The sequence below is a fragment of the Chryseobacterium sp. UYP7 genome, from assembly GCF_056279225.1.
The window spans coordinates 538,025-553,720 of record NZ_JBWBQW010000001.1 but is presented as its reverse complement, the minus strand read 5'-3'; the positions used below and the strand labels follow the sequence as shown (position 1 = coordinate 553,720).

Sequence of the window (15,696 nt, the reverse complement as noted above, 5' to 3'; positions counted from 1 at the left end):
ATCTGTTTAATTCGCATCGAAACTCTGAAAAGCATCTTCGATGTGGTTGATTTGTAATTTTCCGGACTCGTCTGGAAGAACGGTAATGATGTCGAAGCGAACTTCTTTATCGATATTTCGGTCGTTCATAAAAAAATCGGTGCACAGAACGATGGCTTTAATTTTCTTTTTGGTAACTGCTTCCTGAGGTTCCATAAAAATATCGGTTCCTCTGGCCTTTACTTCAACAACAACGATCAGGTCTTCAAATTCGGTGACGATATCGATTTCTGCCCTCTGATAACGAAAGTTTCGCACCAAAATTTTATAATTTTTTCTGGCCAAATAGTCTGCTGCTAAATCTTCTGCAAGATTCCCGAAATCGTTGTGTTCTGCCATTATTTAATAAATTGATAAGCCCACCAAATCATCAAAATTTGTAGGGGCAATCGTAAAATAGTCAACCAAAATCCTTTCTTTTTCCTTACGAAATATTTCCTCGACATTTCTACATTTGCAGGAAAAACGGCGATTAACAAAGCAATTGCTAAATAAGCTCCAATTGTTTGAGTCTCCGGAAAAAGTAATAAAACACCGCAAATAATTTCTGCAATTCCGCTTAAAATAACCAATGTACGATGTGCAGGAAGATAACCTGGCATTATTTTCAAGTAAAACCTGGGCTTTATAAAATGTAGAATTCCTGCAATAATAAGCAGAAATGCTAAAATATATTTTGAAATTTCCAGTGTATTCATTACAATTGAATTGTTGTTTTTTCCGAGACGTTCATTTTAATTGTTGAACCAATAATCAAAGGCCGATTGTCAAAAATATGTCCGTTTGGAAAACCAAATGCAGTCGGTAAATCATATTTTGCAATTCTTTCGGATATGATCTTGTACGCGAATGGGTCATAGCTTTCTTCGTACGACTTATTTTCCTTTTCATCGCCCATATTGGTCATTCCGCCGATGATTAACCCTTTAATCTTTCGAAAAACGCCGGCCAGATCTAAACTCATCAACATTCGGTCTAAAGCATAAAAATTCTCTCCAATATCTTCAATAAAAAGGATCTTATCTTTAAAATTAAAAGAATAATCAGTTCCGAGCAAGGCATAAATCAAAGCAAGATTTCCACCGACTAAAATTCCCTCGGCATTTCCATTTTTATTAAAATCATTTTTTTCAAAAGTATACGTCGGCCGACTTCCTTCCAGAATATCGAATATCAAATTATAGCTCTCATCGGATACTCCAAAACTGGATGTTTTTATGGTTTGTCCGTGAATAGAGGCAAAATTATTCTTTAAAAGAAAGCTTTGAATAACGGTATTGTCGGAATAACCGATATACCACTTTGGATCCTTCTTATACTTCGAAAGCGCGACATGCCGCAGCAAATGCTGGCAACCATAACCGCCTCTAGATGCCCAGACGGCTGATATATCTTCATCATTAAAAGCCCAGTTCAATTCTGAAATTCTTTCTTTTTCTGTTCCGGCATAGGAATAGCCATTAACGAATTTCGTGTAAACGTGTTTTCCCAGAACTGGTTCGTATCCTTTTGATTCTATAAGCTTTAATCCTTTTTCCAGCTGCGATTTTTCAACGGAACCTGCGGGCGAAATTAAGGCGATTTTATCTCCTTTTTTTAATGATTTTGGAAAAATTACTTCTTTCATTTATGAATCATTTTTTGCTCTGTTCTTTCTGCGTCTTCTAGCCTTCTGTCGAACTGATTGAATTTTTTGAAACTCTGCAGAAAAATAAAAATACTAAATCCTACCAAGATGAAACCGACACTCTTTCGAATATAATTGGTCACTTTCTCTGTCAAACGATCGTGAAATTGCTTTGCGAGCGAAATCTTAAAAAGATCGATAACCAAATAGGTTCCTACAACCAAAGCCATATAAAGCAGAAAATCATCGAGGTCTGGGTAGGAATTCCGCACCGAAATTACGGTAACCAGCCAAAATAAAACAACGCCGATGTTCAAAATATTAAAAAAGAAACCATTAATAAAGGTTTTTATATAATTTTGATTGATCATTTTTTCTTCACCTGCCAAGTGCATTTTTGTCTTAGAAACAATCATGTAAACGGCGTAAATTAGAATGATAAAGGACGTTATGCGATAAAATCCAGGATGCTTATCAATGATCTCTACCAGATCGCCGCTCGCAAAAAATGCGGCAGCGATGCATAGAATATCTGCGAAAATTACACCCAGATCTAAGGCAAAAGCGTGTTTTGGACCACGGGAGAAACTTGTTTCAATCAGCAGAAAAAAGATAGGTCCGATAAAAACCAAACTTAACATTATTCCTAAACCGACTGCGGACAATATGAGTTCTAACATAGAATAAAAGTCTTAACTTTTTGTATTTCAGTACTGTAGAAATATTATTTTTTTAACTAACGATCTTGAAATCCAATTGTTTTTGAATTAAATTCACCTTCATCACTTTGATAGTTACCTGATCGCCTAACTGATATTGATTTCCTGTTCTGCTTCCCTGTACCAAATGATTTTTTTGATCATAAGAGTAAGAATCATCTGTTAAATCACGAAGTTTAATTAAGCCTTCTGCTCCATTCTCCGGAATTTGAACCCAAAAGCCGAAATCTGCAACACCAGAAATGACACCGGTGAAATCCTCGCCCAAATGTTTCTCCATAAATTTAACCTGCATGAATTTAATGGAATCTCTTTCTGCATCTGCAGCCAAACGTTCCATCGCACTGCAATGCTTGCATTTTTCCTCGTATTCCTGCTTGTTTGGCGATTTGCCACCATCTAAGTAATGCTGCAACAAACGATGTGCAATTAAATCGGGATATCGTCGGATTGGAGACGTAAAGTGTGAGTAATAATCGAATCCTAAACCATAATGACCGATTGGATCAGTAGAATAGATTGCTTTACTCATAGATCGCATCGCTAATGTTTCGATCATATTTTCTTCGCCTTTTCCTTTGACCTCGCCCAATAATTTATTTAAAGATTGTGCGACTTTCTTCGTGTTCGCCAAATCCATTGTGTAACCAAATGTTCCGACAAAATCACGTAAAGCTTCTAATTTAGCCGGATCCGGATCGTCGTGAATTCTATAAATAAAAGTAAGATCCGATGGTGTTCCGCCTTTTTTCAAAGAAACAAACTCAGAAACCTTGCGATTCGCCAGGAGCATAAATTCTTCAATTAAATGATTGGAATCTTTACTCACTTTAAAATAAACTCCGATCGGCTGGCTGTTTTCATCTAAAGTGAAACGAACTTCGCTGCGGTCGAAAGTGATTGCACCATCGTCGATCCTTCTTTTCCGAAGAATCTTTGCCAGACGGTCTAAAACTAAAATTTCTTCTGTAAGATCGCCGGTTTGAGTTTCTATTCTTTCCTGAGCATCTTCGTAAGAAAATCTTCGGTCGGAATGGGTGATCGTTCTGCCGAACCATTCATTTTGAACTTCAGAATTTTCATTCAGTTCAAAAACTGCGGAAAACGTATATTTATCTTCATTAGGACGGAGAGAACAAACCTCGTTACTTAATACTTCAGGTAACATCGGCACCACTCTATCCACTAAATAAACAGAGGTTGCCCGACTGTAAGCTTCATCATCCAACAAAGTTCCGGGAACGACGTAGTGCGAAACATCGGCGATATGAACACCAATTTCCCAGTTGCCATTATCTAATTTTTGAATAGAAAGAGCATCATCAAAATCTTTTGCATCTTTTGGATCGATGGTGAACGTGCAAATATTTCGCATATCGCGTCTTTTTTCCAGTTCTTTTCCACCAATAGATTTATCGATATTTTGAGCTTCGTTTTCTACCTCTTCAGGAAAAACGTAAGGCAAACCGTACTCAGCTAAAATAGAGTGAATTTCTGTTTCGTGTTCTCCAGGCGCACCTAGAACTTTAATGATCGCACCGGTGGGATTTTTTTCTCCGGCCCGCCATTCTACCATTTTCACAACGACTTTGTCACCATCGTTTGCACCGCCAATATTATCACGCGGAACAAAAATATCGGTGTTGATGGATTTTTTATCACACACCACAAATCCGAAATCTTTTTCTTTGATCATCTGTAAAACGCCAACAAATTCATCGCGCTTTCTTTCAAGGACTTCCAAAACGGAACCCTCCATTTTTTTGCCTTTGAAATTATAGGTAACGATAAGAACTTTATCGCCTTGCAACGCATCTTTCACGTTTTTTGAATGAATGAAAACGTCATCTTTCATATCATCAACTCTAACATAAGCATTTCCGGCCTGGTTAAAGTCGATGGTTCCGGTTAAGGTTCCCTCTATATTAAGGTTGATGATGTATTTGCCTTTTTCAGTTTCTGTAATTCGCTTTTCCGAAAGTAATTTGTGTAAAGCCTGAATCACCTGTTCGCGCTGTCTGGGATTTTTATAATCGATCCCATCTGCAATCTGCTTATAATTGTAGATCTTCGCGGAGTTTTTGTTCATAAAATTAAAAATTAAACCTCCAATTTCCTGGAGTTTATTGGTGTTTTTATGAGATATAAATTTGCTTTTTTTAGCCATGTATTTTATTGTGTTGTGAGTAGGTAATTAGCAAAATGCGATCTTATCTACTCTATTTTGATGTCTGCCACCTTCGAAATCGGTGGTTAGAAATTTTTCTACGATATTAATCGCCAGGTCACTGCTGATGAAACGGGCAGGAAGAGCGATCATGTTCGCGTTGTTATGTTGTTTTGCCAGTGCTGCCAACTCTACTTCCCAGCACAACGCACAGCGAATTTCCTGATGTTTGTTAGCAGTAATAGCAACTCCTTCGCCGCTTCCACAGATCAGAATACCGAGGTCATTTGATCCGTTTTCTACAGAGGTTGCAGCGGGATGAACAAAATCGGGGTAATCTACAGAGTCTTTGGAATAAGTTCCGAAATCTTGAATGTCATATTGACCTTCGAGATGTTTTTTGATGATCTCTTTGTAATCGAAACCTGCGTGGTCGCAAGCAATAGCTATTTTTTTCATTTTTAAATGTAATTTATCAATTTACAATTCTTACAAATTTAATACTATTAATATAAATAAGGATTGATTGAATCTTAAATATTACGGGAGAGCATAAATTTATATTGATCAACCTGCTCTGCGTGAACGATGGTAGCGGTTACCCCACAGTCTTGTCTGCAAAGACGAGACGAGGAGTAGGAGCGGACAGCGCGGCCCAGGCGGCGGTATCAGGAAGGCGAGGGTCACGCCCAAATAAGTTTTGTTAGTAAGTCATAATATCACCCCTTATTGGTGTGGATAAGTAAATAAAAGAAATCCTTTTGTTATTCACCTTAAATTCATAGTGCATTTTGTTTCTGGATAAACGCTAAATTATTTGGAGAAAGTTTAGGAGGGAAAGTGAAGAGGTTCTCCATAAAATATTTGTTAATAGCACCGCTGTTCCTAAGTTACTGACAATTGTTAGCAACATGGCTAACTTATTATGAAACAAGGTCTTGAAATGTGAATTAAATATGAAGTAAACAGCTACTAAATGTGGTGAAGTTTAATCTTTATATTTCTCCCCAAACACCCAGACTACAACAACACTAATCATTCTCTTTTTTAATAAAAGAATATAATGTAGATAAAATGAGGCTTTGGGGATTGTGGAATTTTAAGTAAGATTAAATTTTTATTCGAGCGAATAAATCCTAAATTTGTGAAACCAAAAAAACAGAAAACTATGAAAACAATTAACGATTTTAACTTTAAAGATAAAAAGGCTCTGGTGCGGGTGGATTTTAATGTTCCACAAAGCGCTGATCTAAAAGTTACGGATAATAATCGGATTCAGGCCGTAAAACCGACCATTGATAAAATTTTAAATGACGGTGGATCTGTGATTTTGATGACTCATCTGGGACGGCCGAAAGGAAAAGTTTCCGCAGAATTTTCCCTAAAGAATATTGTTGGAGAAATTGAAAAAGTTTTAGGTCATGAAGTTAAATTCTGTCCGGATTGTTTGGGTGATGCTGCTGCGAATATGACCTCAGATCTTAAACCCGGAGAAATTCTTTTGTTAGAGAATCTTCGTTTTTACAATGAAGAAGAAAATGGAGATGTTGATTTTGCAAGAAAACTCTCGAAGTATGCAGATGTTTACGTAAATGATGCTTTTGGGACCGCGCACAGAAACCATGCTTCAACTGCAGTAATTGCGCAATTTTTCCCTAAAACTAAATTCTTCGGTTTACTGATGGCAAAAGAACTTGAGGCTATTGATAAAGTCTTGAAAAGTGGCGAAAAACCGATTACCGCCATTTTGGGTGGATCAAAAGTTTCCAGCAAAATCACTATTATCGAAAATATTTTACCCGCTATTGATCATCTTATAATTGGTGGTGGAATGGCTTTTACTTTTATTAAAGCCCTGGGTGGACAAATAGGTAATTCACTCATTGAAGATGACAAAATAAAGTTAGCACTGGAAATTTTAGAAAAAGCAAAGGCACTGAATGTTAAAGTTCACCTTCCGGCTGATGTGATTATTGCTGATGAATTTAGTAATGATGCAGAGCAAAAAGAAGTCGATATCTATGACATTCCTGAAGGCTGGATGGGATTGGATGCGGGAACCAAAACGCGCTTGCTGAATCATGATGTAGTTATGAATTCCAGAACTATTTTATGGAACGGCCCAATTGGTGTTTTCGAAATGCCGAACTTTTCTGCAGGAACTGTTGCTTTGGGAGACAGTATTGCTGAAGCGACAGAGTTAGGAGCTTTTTCTCTTGTTGGTGGTGGCGACAGTGTCGCATTCGTAAAACAATTTGGATATGAAGATAAAGTAAGTTATGTTTCTACCGGTGGAGGAGCGATGCTTGAAAGTTTGGAAGGAAAGGAACTTCCTGGTGTAAAAGCGATTAATGACTAATCAAACTAAGTATTTAGTTAACATAGCAAAGATTCCTGATTCAGGAATCTTTTTTTTTTATGTTTCAATTTTGTGAAAGTGAATTTGATGGCTGTGGTTAAAAATGATTTTTCAAGCTTACAATTAACTTTTATATTAATAATGAAAAAGTTGAACATTGTTTGAAAAATTCCTTTTTGAGAGAATTTCGCTAGAAAGCCAGAAATATGACCCTCAGAAGTAGTTCAAAAATCGAAAAACTATTTCTTTTCTATTATATATATCAAACTGGAATATTCCTGTGTTTTAAGTGCTTTAAAATTAGAAACGCTTCCTAAAATCAATCCTTTTAACCAATAGAACCTTGATTTTCTATATTTTTCACTTAACATCGAAATATAAAAAGAATCGAGTAGGAGAGGTTTGATTTTTTTTAGGTTCCAGTTTTTGGTATTCATCAGATTTTCCATACCTGATTTTGAAAAATGATAAACATGACGGGGAACGTCATATGCCGCCCAAAATTCTTTATAGTGTTTTGCATCGAATGAAGTTGGATTGGGAACTGCAATAATCAGTAAACCACTATCGTTCAGTTTGTTATGGAACATTTCTAACATATCTTGTTGATTTTCAATATGTTCGAAGACGTGCCAGAGGGTTATTGCATCTAAACTTCCATTTTCGATCAGATTAATATCACTTAGGATTTCAGTTTTCGTTGTTTTCTCTTTGGCGAAATTCCGTGCTGATTCGTTGGGTTCAAATCCTATAGTACGAAAATCATTTTCGATAAATTTTAAGAATTCACCAGCTCCGCATCCATAATCTAAAACCTTCGCATTTTTATTTATATAAGCATGCAGGATTTTACTTTTATATTTTAAATTAAATCCCTGCAGAAATTTATACAATTTTTCTTTTAGACTTCCGGAATCCTGATGGTGAGAAATGTAATCCACACTGTCATAATATTTATCCAGATTAGATGGAAGTGGAGTAGTTTTGAAAATACCTTTGGTTGAAGTTTCTTCGATTTCAAAAGTTTCTTTAGTAAGAAAATGGTCTTTAATCTTCATGAATAAGGAAATAATTTTTATGAGTAATCTAATCAGATATTATTGCACTGATAAAATTGTTTCACGTGAAACATTAAATTTTAACGTCCCAAATAGATAAGCAATACATTAATATCTGCTGGTGAAACTCCACTAATTCTTCCTGCTTGTGCGATGGATTGGGGTTTTACTTTATCGAGTTTTTGTTTAGCCTCTGAAGAAAGCGATTTAATAACGGTAAAGTCGAAATCTGAAGGAATTTTTATTGTTTCTAAACGATTGAGTTTTGCAACATTATCCTTTTCTTTTTCGATATAACCTCTGTACTTGATATTAATTTCCGCTTGTTCTTTTGCTTCCTCGGAAAAGTTAATAGTCTTTTCCTTAATGAAATCTATTTCCGATAATTTTTCTAAAGTCATATTAGGTCGGGTGAGAATTTGCGCAGCACGGTAAGCCTGATCAACAGGGGAGGATTCAATGCTGTTTAAAATAGGATTAATGATTCCAGGTTTCAGAGACGTTACTTTTAAAAAGCTTTCTAATTCATTGCTTTTACTAATTTTCTCCTGCACATTAATAAATCTTTCTTCACTTGCTAATCCTAATTTATGAGCTTTTTCTGTTAATCGAATATCTGCATTATCTTGTCTCAAAAGCAATCGGTATTCTGCTCTGGAGGTAAACATTCTATAAGGTTCATCCGTTCCTTTCGTGATTAAATCATCAATTAGAACACCAATGTATGCTTCATCCCGATTAAGAATAAATTCTCCTTCATCGTGAACTTTATTGTGGGCGTTAATTCCTGCCATTAATCCTTGTCCGGCTGCCTCTTCATAACCAGTTGTTCCGTTAATCTGTCCTGCGAAATATAGATTTTTAATCAGTTTTGTTTCGAGAGTATGGTAGAGTTGGGTAGGAGGGAAGTAGTCATATTCGATGGCATATCCGGGACGGAAAACTTTTACATTTTCGAAGCCTGGGATATGTTTCATAGCTTTAATTTGAATATCTTCCGGTAGAGATGAACTGAATCCATTAACGTAAATTTCAACAGTTCTCCATCCTTCCGGTTCTACGAATAACTGGTGACGGTTTCTTTCTGCAAATCTGTTTATTTTATCTTCAATACTGGGACAGTATCTTGGACCAGTACTTTGTATTGTTCCATTAAACATAGGACTTCTGGCAAAACCTTCGCGTAAAACATCATGGACTGTTTCATTGGTATAAACAATGTGACAGCTTAACTGTTTGGTTAATTTTGGAGTATCGGAATAGGAAAATTTTTGAGGTTTTTCATCACCTTTTTGTTCTTCCATTTTGGAATAATCTAGACTTCTGCCATCAACGCGGGGTGGAGTTCCGGTTTTCATTCTGCCAGATTCGAATCCTAAAGAAACCAATTGCTCGGTGATGCCCATTGCTTTAGGTTCACCCATTCTTCCACCGCCCAACTGTTTTTCGCCAACGTGGATCAATCCGTTTAAAAATGTTCCATTGGTTAAAACGACAGACTTTGCTCTTATGTTTATTCCCAAAGAGGTTACAACACCTACAACCTTATGATTCTCTATGATTAAACTTTTTACCATATCCTGGAAAAAATCTAAATTCTTTGTGTTTTCTAGTGCATATCGCCATTCCTCTGCGAACAGCATTCGGTCATTTTGTGTTCTGGGAGACCACATTGCAGGACCTTTTGAGAGGTTGAGCATTTTGAACTGTATCGCGGATTTATCTGCAACAATACCTGAATAACCACCCATTGCATCGATTTCCCGAACAATTTGTCCTTTTGCAATTCCGCCCATAGCAGGATTACAAGACATTTGTCCGATAGTTTGCATATTCATTGTAATAAGCAAAGTTTTAGATCCTAAGTTGGCAGCGGCTGCGGCAGCTTCGGAACCAGCGTGACCAGCTCCTACTACAATAACGTCGTATATTTCGTTTATCATTAATTTAATCGATAAAGTCGGTTAAGTTTACTATGTTTCACGTGAAACATTAATTTTTATAAAATTTTATTTGAAATAGCCCCGATTGCAGCGGCATCCTTTTGAGTAGCCTTTGGCAGGGCTTAAGAAAGGAAAAGGCGGAACAAAAGATAGAGCGGAAAGCGGGATTAAGCTCCTAAAATTTAGACAAATAAAAATCTTCTTTCTGGCGCATTTCTGAAATCTCTACTTCCGTTTTATCTTTATATCCGCATAAATGCAGGATTCCGTGAGCTAAAACCCGAAGTAATTCAGAATCAAAGTCTTTGGATAAAGAAGCATTCTCGGAAATGCGGTGCAAAGATACAAAAATATCTGCGGAAATGGTTTTGCCGCGAACGTAATCAAACGTTATCACATCTGTATAATAGTCATGTTTAAGGAAATTACGGTTGACCTGTAACAGATGTTCATCATCGCAGAAAATATAACTGATATCGCCAGGCTTCTTATTTTCGGTAACAATAAGATCTTCCAGCCAATTTTTTGTTGAGGGTGGAATAGGGATCTCGTCTATATTTTCGAAGAAAAATTGTATCATGATTTAAAAAGAATGTCCTAAAATAACACTGAAGACATTGTTATCTATTGTTAAAGAGCGGCTAAAGTTTACTTTGATCTGGCCAAACGGAGATTTATATCCAGCTGTTAAACCCGCCGACGACGCATTTACGTGAAAGATATCATCGACCTGAATATCGCTAAACAGATTCGCGACACTTACATTTGCTTCCAAATAGTAATTTTTATACACATTGTACTGAATGCTGTTTGAAGCCGTCAAAATGTTTTCTGCGTCTAATTGTCCAAATTCATAACCTTGAAATTTGACAAAGTTTCCTAAGTTCTGATCGAATATTCCGCCAATCCTGTACCGATAATAAGAGGGTAAGTTGTCGCCTAAAGTAAATCCACCCACTAATCCTAATTTGTAAGTGAATCGCGATGAAACCGGAAAGTTGAGCTGCGTAGTGATCTTTGCCTGAAAAGTGCGACCATCTTTATCATCATTTAGTAAATCTAAAAGTTTGCCTTCAGCATCGAGATAAAAACCTTTTGTGGGAAAACTCTTATCATCCTGGGTATCACTTTTAATAAAAATGTACGGATTGATATAATTGGTGGAGTTAGAAAAAGAGGAGTCTCCAGTGATTTTAGATTCGAAATAATCATGGCTAAATCCGCCTCCGATAGCGTATTTATCGCGCCAAACGGATTGGATAAAGGCTTCATTTCTAAACCAGTTCCAACGCTCGAAAATATTAGATTGCACGTCGTTTAACTCCAAGGTCATTCCGGAGGCATAAACGCCAAATCCTGGAATAAAACCATTGTCTATGAAATAATTTAAGTAATAACGCGGGTTATCACCTACGATGATATCCAGAGATATTGTGGAATTCCGGAAAAGGAGACGCTTAGCAGTTGCATTCAGAAGTAATCCGGTTTTAAAAACTTCATCATAATGGAGTCCAAATTTGAGGAAAAACCGGGTATCATCTTCCGTGACATCTAACTTCAGGTAATTTTTGTTATCCTGCTGAATAATATCGTAATTGATCAATTTATAATTGTTGGTAGCATAAAGTTTGTCGATCATTTTATTAATTCCGCCATAAGTCTGCAGAGAAGGAATGCGAAGATTCATTTTTCCCTGAATGTAATTTTTCCCGAAAATATGATTGTTGTCTATTATTAAACTGTCGATCTTATAAACATTAGAGTAGATCGAACTCATAGGCGAGCGCAGCATATTTATCTTCCTTTTGGGAAGCAAATTAAGCGGTTCTATGTATTTTTTGGCTTCAACGTAACCGGAATCCAGTATGGCTTTTTTAGCATCATAACTCGTTGCACCAAGCCCGCTTAGATCAGGATGGATGTTGATATCTGTATAATTATACTGATTCTTAGTTTCATTTTGAATACCGAAATCAATTACCTGGTTTAAGATATCGATGGCACTTTGTAAATTTTTAGCACTGGCTAATCCCTGACTTAAATCCACACCAATTACGATGTCAATTCCTTTATCTTTTAAGGGTTTCGACGGATAATTGATGGTCATTGCCCCGTCAATGTAAAGCGAATCCCCAATTTTTACGGGATCCATTAAGGACGGAAAGGCAGAACTTGCCATTATTGAACTTACGAGATCTCCTTTTTCAAATAGTTCAATTTTCCCACTCTCCAGGTTGGTCGCAACACACATAAAAGGAATAGGAAGTTTAGAGAAATCTGTTATCGTAGAAACATTTTTAAACAGTTCTTTTAATAAATAAATATTCTTTTGCCCTGTAGAAATTGCTTTGGGTAAAACATTGATCTTTCCGTCTTTCACCGGAATAGTAAGAATATATTTGTCGACTGTTTTACTGAAGAAAGAAGTTGCCTGCCGTGTTTTCTCATTGGCAATAATATTGTAGAAATCGGTGTCCATTACAATCTTCTCTATTTCTTTGCCTGTGTAACCAGATGAATAAAGTCCACCAACGATCGCACCCATGCTGGTCCCGGAAACATAATCGATTTTTACTCCCAGGGAATCAAGAACTTTCAAAACCCCAATATGGGCGAAGCCTTTTGCGCCACCACCGGAAAGCGATAATCCGATTTTGGCATTTGGCGGAAGTTTAAATCCTTCTTTAACCTGTGCGGTCAGGAAAATACTTAGAAATAAAAAGAGCAGAAGTTGTATTTTAATTTTCATTTAATCTTTGATATAAATTCTTTTAACGCGGCGAGAAATAGAGGTTAAAACCTCATAAGGAATAGTATTACAATAAGTTGCGAATTCTTCTAAAGAAGGTTTTGTGTTGAAAATGATCACTTCTTCTCCTTCATTTATAGTTTCATCTTCAATATTGATCATCATCATGTCCATACAGACACTGCCAACAATGGGAAAAAGTTTTTTGTGGATTCCCACTTTACCTACTTGATTACCAATGAGTCTCGGAATACCATCTGCATATCCCACAGGAATCGTTGCAATTTTTGTGGGATATTCTGCATAATAGTTTCTGCTGTAACCTACGGAATCTCCTCTATTTACTTCTGAAATCTGGGAGATGACCGTTTTAAAGCTGACCGCGTTTCGAAGTTGTTTTTTCACTTTCAGATTCGGAGAAACTCCCACCATTCCAATCCCGATTCTTACCATATCAAACTGATATTCCGGATAGTTTGCAATCCCGGAGGAATTTAAAATATGACGAATGGGTTCATAATTTAATCCCTTAACTAATTGGTCGGAACTGGCAGTAAAAATTTTAACCTGTTCCAATGTATATTCTTTTTCATTAACATCATCAGAGGAGGACAAATGACTGAATATCGATTTTACTTTAACATTCATTTCATTCAACTCCTGAATGAGTAGAGCCATCTCATCTTCTTTAAAACCAAGACGATGCATTCCGGTTTCCAATTTTAAATGGATTGGATATTTTCTTTGGATCCCTTTACGAATCAACTGCTCATTAAATCTCTTCAACACCCGAAAACTATAAATTTCCGGTTCTAAATTATAATCGATAATGCTATTATAACTGTGCTGCTCTGGATTCATTACCATGATCGGCGTGGTAATTCCATTTTTTCTTAAGTCAATGCCTTCGTCGGCATAAGCAACGCCTAGATAATCGATGTGATGATGCTGCAGAAATTCTGCAATTTCATAACCTCCTAATCCGTACGAATAGGCTTTTACCATCGCCATCATTTTAGTAGTAGGCTGCAGCAGAGCTTTATGAACATTTATATTATGAATAATTGCATTCAGATTAACTTCTAAAACAGTGTCGTGTTTCTGTAATTCTAAAAATGTTTTTAACCGGTCGATCTCAAATTTACGTGCTCCTTTCAACAAAATAAGCGCATCTTCAATCTGATTAAGTTGCGAACTTTCAATAAGTTCCTTTGTGTTACCAAAAGTATAAGTTTCAGCTTTAAAAAGATTTTCGAAATTTACAATTTCAGTGCCAATTAAAAAGATTTTATCAAAATTTTGTTGATTGGTGAGGTCTGCAACCTCATGATAAAGTTTCTCCGAATCTTTACCTTCAACAAAATCGGTTATAATTAAAGTTTTAGTGGATTTGTTGTATTGATGAATAAACTGAAAAGCGATCTTCAGTGAATCCAGATCGAGATTGTAGGAATCATTAATAATTAAGTTATTACGAAGTCCGTTAACACTTTCCAACCGCATTTCTACCGATCGCAAAGAATTGATCTTCTCGATGATGGTTTCGTTTTCAAAACCGAATTCTTTTACAACTGCTATAATGCATAATGCGTTACTGAGTGTCGCCTCATCTCTCTCCTGAATTGGTAAGGAAAACTCGCCCTTTGGATAATGAACAATAAGGTCTTTTGATTGATCTAAAAATAGGTCTTTAATATAAAAGTCATTAATTTCTTTAAAGCCGTAAGATATTAATTTTTTACTTGAGTAGAGGTCGGTTATCATTTTGTAGACCAACTCATTATCACCATTAAAAATTATGGTTTCGGAATTTTTAAACAATAAAATTTTCTCTGCAATTAATTGCTCTTCTGATTCAAAATTAGAAGAATGTGCAGAACCAATGTGGGTCAGAATTCCTATTTCCGGAGAAAACAAACCTTCCAAAACAGTCATTTCATTGGGTCTTGAAATGCCGACTTCAAAAATTCCCAGTTCATGGGTTTTATTTATTTCGAGGAGTGACAAGGGAAGACCAATTTGTGAATTAAAACTTTTCGGACTTTTCACGGTTACGAATCGATCAAATAAACTTTGATAAAGCCATTCTTTCACGATCGTCTTTCCGTTGCTGCCTGTAATTCCGATTGATTTTAAATGAAACTGTTCAGCGTGATATTGCGCTAACCGTTGAAGAAAAAGCACCGAATTTTCCACCAGAATACAAGTGATTTCTTTATCTTCAGGAATATAATGTTCAGAAATAATGATTTTAATGCCTTTTTCAATGGCTGACTGAATATATTTTTCTCCTGAATTTTTTGAAGTGTTGATGGCAATAAATGCAGTGTTTGCCCAGGAGTAAATATTCCTGCTGTCGAACTCAATATGTTTGATGGGGAGGTTTTCATCACCAATAAGTTTTGAACCTGTAATTTCCGCGATCTGTTTAGTAGAGTAATTCATTGGATTACTTGTTCATAAATTCGTCGTTGAAAACTCTTCGGCTCACAGCTTCGTAGCTTTCAGTTTCTCCAAGTTCAACCAGATCTTTACTCGCAGAAATCCGCATCGAGTAATTTGCAAGATTCCCGGTTCTTTTGCAGATCGCATGAACCTTCGTAACATATTCTGCAGTCGCCATTAAATTGGGAATGGGACCAAATGGGCGACCCATAAAATCCATGTCTAAGCCGGCGATAACTACACGTATTCCGCTGTTTGCCAATTTATTAGCGACTTCTACAATACTTTCATCAAAGAACTGCGCTTCATCAATTCCTACCACATCGCAATTGGACCCTAAAAGCAAAATTTCGTTTGGACTGTCAACGGGTGTACTTCTGATCTTGTTTTGATTATGCGAAACCACTTCCTCCGCAGCATATCTCACGTCCAGTTTTGGTTTGAAAATTTCTACGTTTTGTCCTGCCATTTCTGCACGTCGTAACCTTCGGATGAGTTCTTCGGTTTTCCCCGAAAACATCGATCCGCAGATGACCTCCATCCAGCCGCTTTGTTTTGCGTGATTAATTGTATTTTCTAAAAACATTTGT

13 protein-coding genes are annotated in these 15,696 nt (G+C 36.5%); 1 reads left to right on the top strand and 12 read right to left on the bottom strand.

Annotated features, from left to right (window positions below; translation table 11 throughout):
• Positions 1–6 precede the first annotated feature (6 nt).
• From ACZ9HT_RS02630 to rpiB, 6 genes are read right to left on the bottom strand one after another with little or no spacing between them, the layout of a single operon-like run.
• Complete coding sequence (locus ACZ9HT_RS02630) at positions 7–378, bottom strand: YraN family protein (RefSeq protein WP_476038880.1); 372 nt, start codon at positions 376–378, stop codon at positions 7–9.
• Entirely contained in the window at positions 378–737 is a 360-nt protein-coding gene (locus ACZ9HT_RS02625; RefSeq protein WP_476038879.1) for a DoxX family protein, read from the bottom strand. The genes ACZ9HT_RS02630 and ACZ9HT_RS02625 overlap by 1 nt, the downstream gene beginning before the upstream one ends.
• Positions 737–1,666 carry a S66 peptidase family protein gene (locus ACZ9HT_RS02620; RefSeq protein ID WP_476038878.1) on the bottom strand — a complete coding sequence of 310 codons (930 nt, stop codon included), beginning with the start codon at positions 1,664–1,666 and terminating at the stop codon, positions 737–739. The genes ACZ9HT_RS02625 and ACZ9HT_RS02620 overlap by 1 nt, the downstream gene beginning before the upstream one ends.
• Positions 1,663–2,346, bottom strand: coding sequence for a LysE family translocator (locus tag ACZ9HT_RS02615; protein WP_476038877.1), 684 nt, complete (start codon positions 2,344–2,346; stop codon positions 1,663–1,665). Before ACZ9HT_RS02615 ends, ACZ9HT_RS02620 begins: the two co-directional genes overlap by 4 nt.
• A gap of 52 nt (positions 2,347–2,398) precedes the next feature.
• On the bottom strand, positions 2,399–4,552 hold the full coding sequence (gene rnr, locus ACZ9HT_RS02610; protein ID WP_476038876.1) for a ribonuclease R: 2,154 nt from the start codon (positions 4,550–4,552) through the stop codon (positions 2,399–2,401).
• Between the two features lie 27 nt (positions 4,553–4,579).
• Complete coding sequence (rpiB, locus tag ACZ9HT_RS02605; protein WP_476038875.1) at positions 4,580–5,011, bottom strand: ribose 5-phosphate isomerase B; 432 nt, start codon at positions 5,009–5,011, stop codon at positions 4,580–4,582.
• 709 nt (positions 5,012–5,720) lie between these two features.
• Between rpiB and ACZ9HT_RS02600 the strand changes: the two genes are divergently transcribed.
• Entirely contained in the window at positions 5,721–6,911 is a 1,191-nt protein-coding gene (locus ACZ9HT_RS02600) for a phosphoglycerate kinase (protein WP_476038874.1), read from the top strand.
• A 239-nt stretch (positions 6,912–7,150) separates the two neighbouring features.
• Here ACZ9HT_RS02600 and ACZ9HT_RS02595 read toward each other — a convergent pair whose 3' ends face one another.
• The 6 genes from ACZ9HT_RS02595 to ACZ9HT_RS02570 all read right to left on the bottom strand — a co-directional run bounded on the left by ACZ9HT_RS02595 (position 7,151) and on the right by ACZ9HT_RS02570 (position 15,692).
• Positions 7,151–7,969, bottom strand: a complete 819-nt coding sequence (locus ACZ9HT_RS02595) for a class I SAM-dependent methyltransferase (protein ID WP_476038873.1) — start codon at positions 7,967–7,969, stop codon at positions 7,151–7,153.
• Positions 7,970–8,049: 80 nt separating this feature from the next.
• On the bottom strand, positions 8,050–9,912 hold the full coding sequence (gene mnmG / locus ACZ9HT_RS02590; protein ID WP_476038872.1) for a tRNA uridine-5-carboxymethylaminomethyl(34) synthesis enzyme MnmG: 1,863 nt from the start codon (positions 9,910–9,912) through the stop codon (positions 8,050–8,052).
• 175 nt (positions 9,913–10,087) lie between these two features.
• Positions 10,088–10,492: an rRNA maturation RNase YbeY gene (gene ybeY, locus ACZ9HT_RS02585; RefSeq protein WP_476038871.1), complete on the bottom strand. Its 405-nt coding sequence runs from the start codon at positions 10,490–10,492 to the stop codon at positions 10,088–10,090.
• A gap of 3 nt (positions 10,493–10,495) precedes the next feature.
• Complete coding sequence (locus tag ACZ9HT_RS02580) at positions 10,496–12,661, bottom strand: patatin-like phospholipase family protein (RefSeq protein ID WP_476038870.1); 2,166 nt, start codon at positions 12,659–12,661, stop codon at positions 10,496–10,498.
• Positions 12,662–15,106: a bifunctional UDP-N-acetylmuramoyl-tripeptide:D-alanyl-D-alanine ligase/alanine racemase gene (locus ACZ9HT_RS02575; protein WP_476038869.1), complete on the bottom strand. Its 2,445-nt coding sequence runs from the start codon at positions 15,104–15,106 to the stop codon at positions 12,662–12,664.
• A gap of 4 nt (positions 15,107–15,110) precedes the next feature.
• On the bottom strand, positions 15,111–15,692 hold the full coding sequence (locus ACZ9HT_RS02570) for a thymidine kinase (protein WP_476038868.1): 582 nt from the start codon (positions 15,690–15,692) through the stop codon (positions 15,111–15,113).
• Positions 15,693–15,696 lie beyond the last annotated feature (4 nt).

Bases quoted from the DNA above. Each gene is read 5' to 3' on its own strand.
- ACZ9HT_RS02630 (WP_476038880.1), bottom strand. From the start codon at position 378: ATGGCAGAACACAACGATTTCGGGAATCTTGCAGAAGATTTAGCAGCA.
- ACZ9HT_RS02625 (WP_476038879.1), bottom strand. From the start codon at position 737: ATGAATACACTGGAAATTTCAAAATATATTTTAGCATTTCTGCTTATT.
- ACZ9HT_RS02620 (WP_476038878.1), bottom strand. From the start codon at position 1,666: ATGAAAGAAGTAATTTTTCCAAAATCATTAAAAAAAGGAGATAAAATC.
- ACZ9HT_RS02615 (WP_476038877.1), bottom strand. From the start codon at position 2,346: ATGTTAGAACTCATATTGTCCGCAGTCGGTTTAGGAATAATGTTAAGT.
- rnr (WP_476038876.1), bottom strand. From the start codon at position 4,552: ATGGCTAAAAAAAGCAAATTTATATCTCATAAAAACACCAATAAACTC.
- rpiB (WP_476038875.1), bottom strand. From the start codon at position 5,011: ATGAAAAAAATAGCTATTGCTTGCGACCACGCAGGTTTCGATTACAAA.
- ACZ9HT_RS02600 (WP_476038874.1), top strand. From the start codon at position 5,721: ATGAAAACAATTAACGATTTTAACTTTAAAGATAAAAAGGCTCTGGTG.
- ACZ9HT_RS02595 (WP_476038873.1), bottom strand. From the start codon at position 7,969: ATGAAGATTAAAGACCATTTTCTTACTAAAGAAACTTTTGAAATCGAA.
- mnmG (WP_476038872.1), bottom strand. From the start codon at position 9,912: ATGATAAACGAAATATACGACGTTATTGTAGTAGGAGCTGGTCACGCT.
- ybeY (WP_476038871.1), bottom strand. From the start codon at position 10,492: ATGATACAATTTTTCTTCGAAAATATAGACGAGATCCCTATTCCACCC.
- ACZ9HT_RS02580 (WP_476038870.1), bottom strand. From the start codon at position 12,661: ATGAAAATTAAAATACAACTTCTGCTCTTTTTATTTCTAAGTATTTTC.
- ACZ9HT_RS02575 (WP_476038869.1), bottom strand. From the start codon at position 15,106: ATGAATTACTCTACTAAACAGATCGCGGAAATTACAGGTTCAAAACTT.
- ACZ9HT_RS02570 (WP_476038868.1), bottom strand. From the start codon at position 15,692: ATGTTTTTAGAAAATACAATTAATCACGCAAAACAAAGCGGCTGGATG.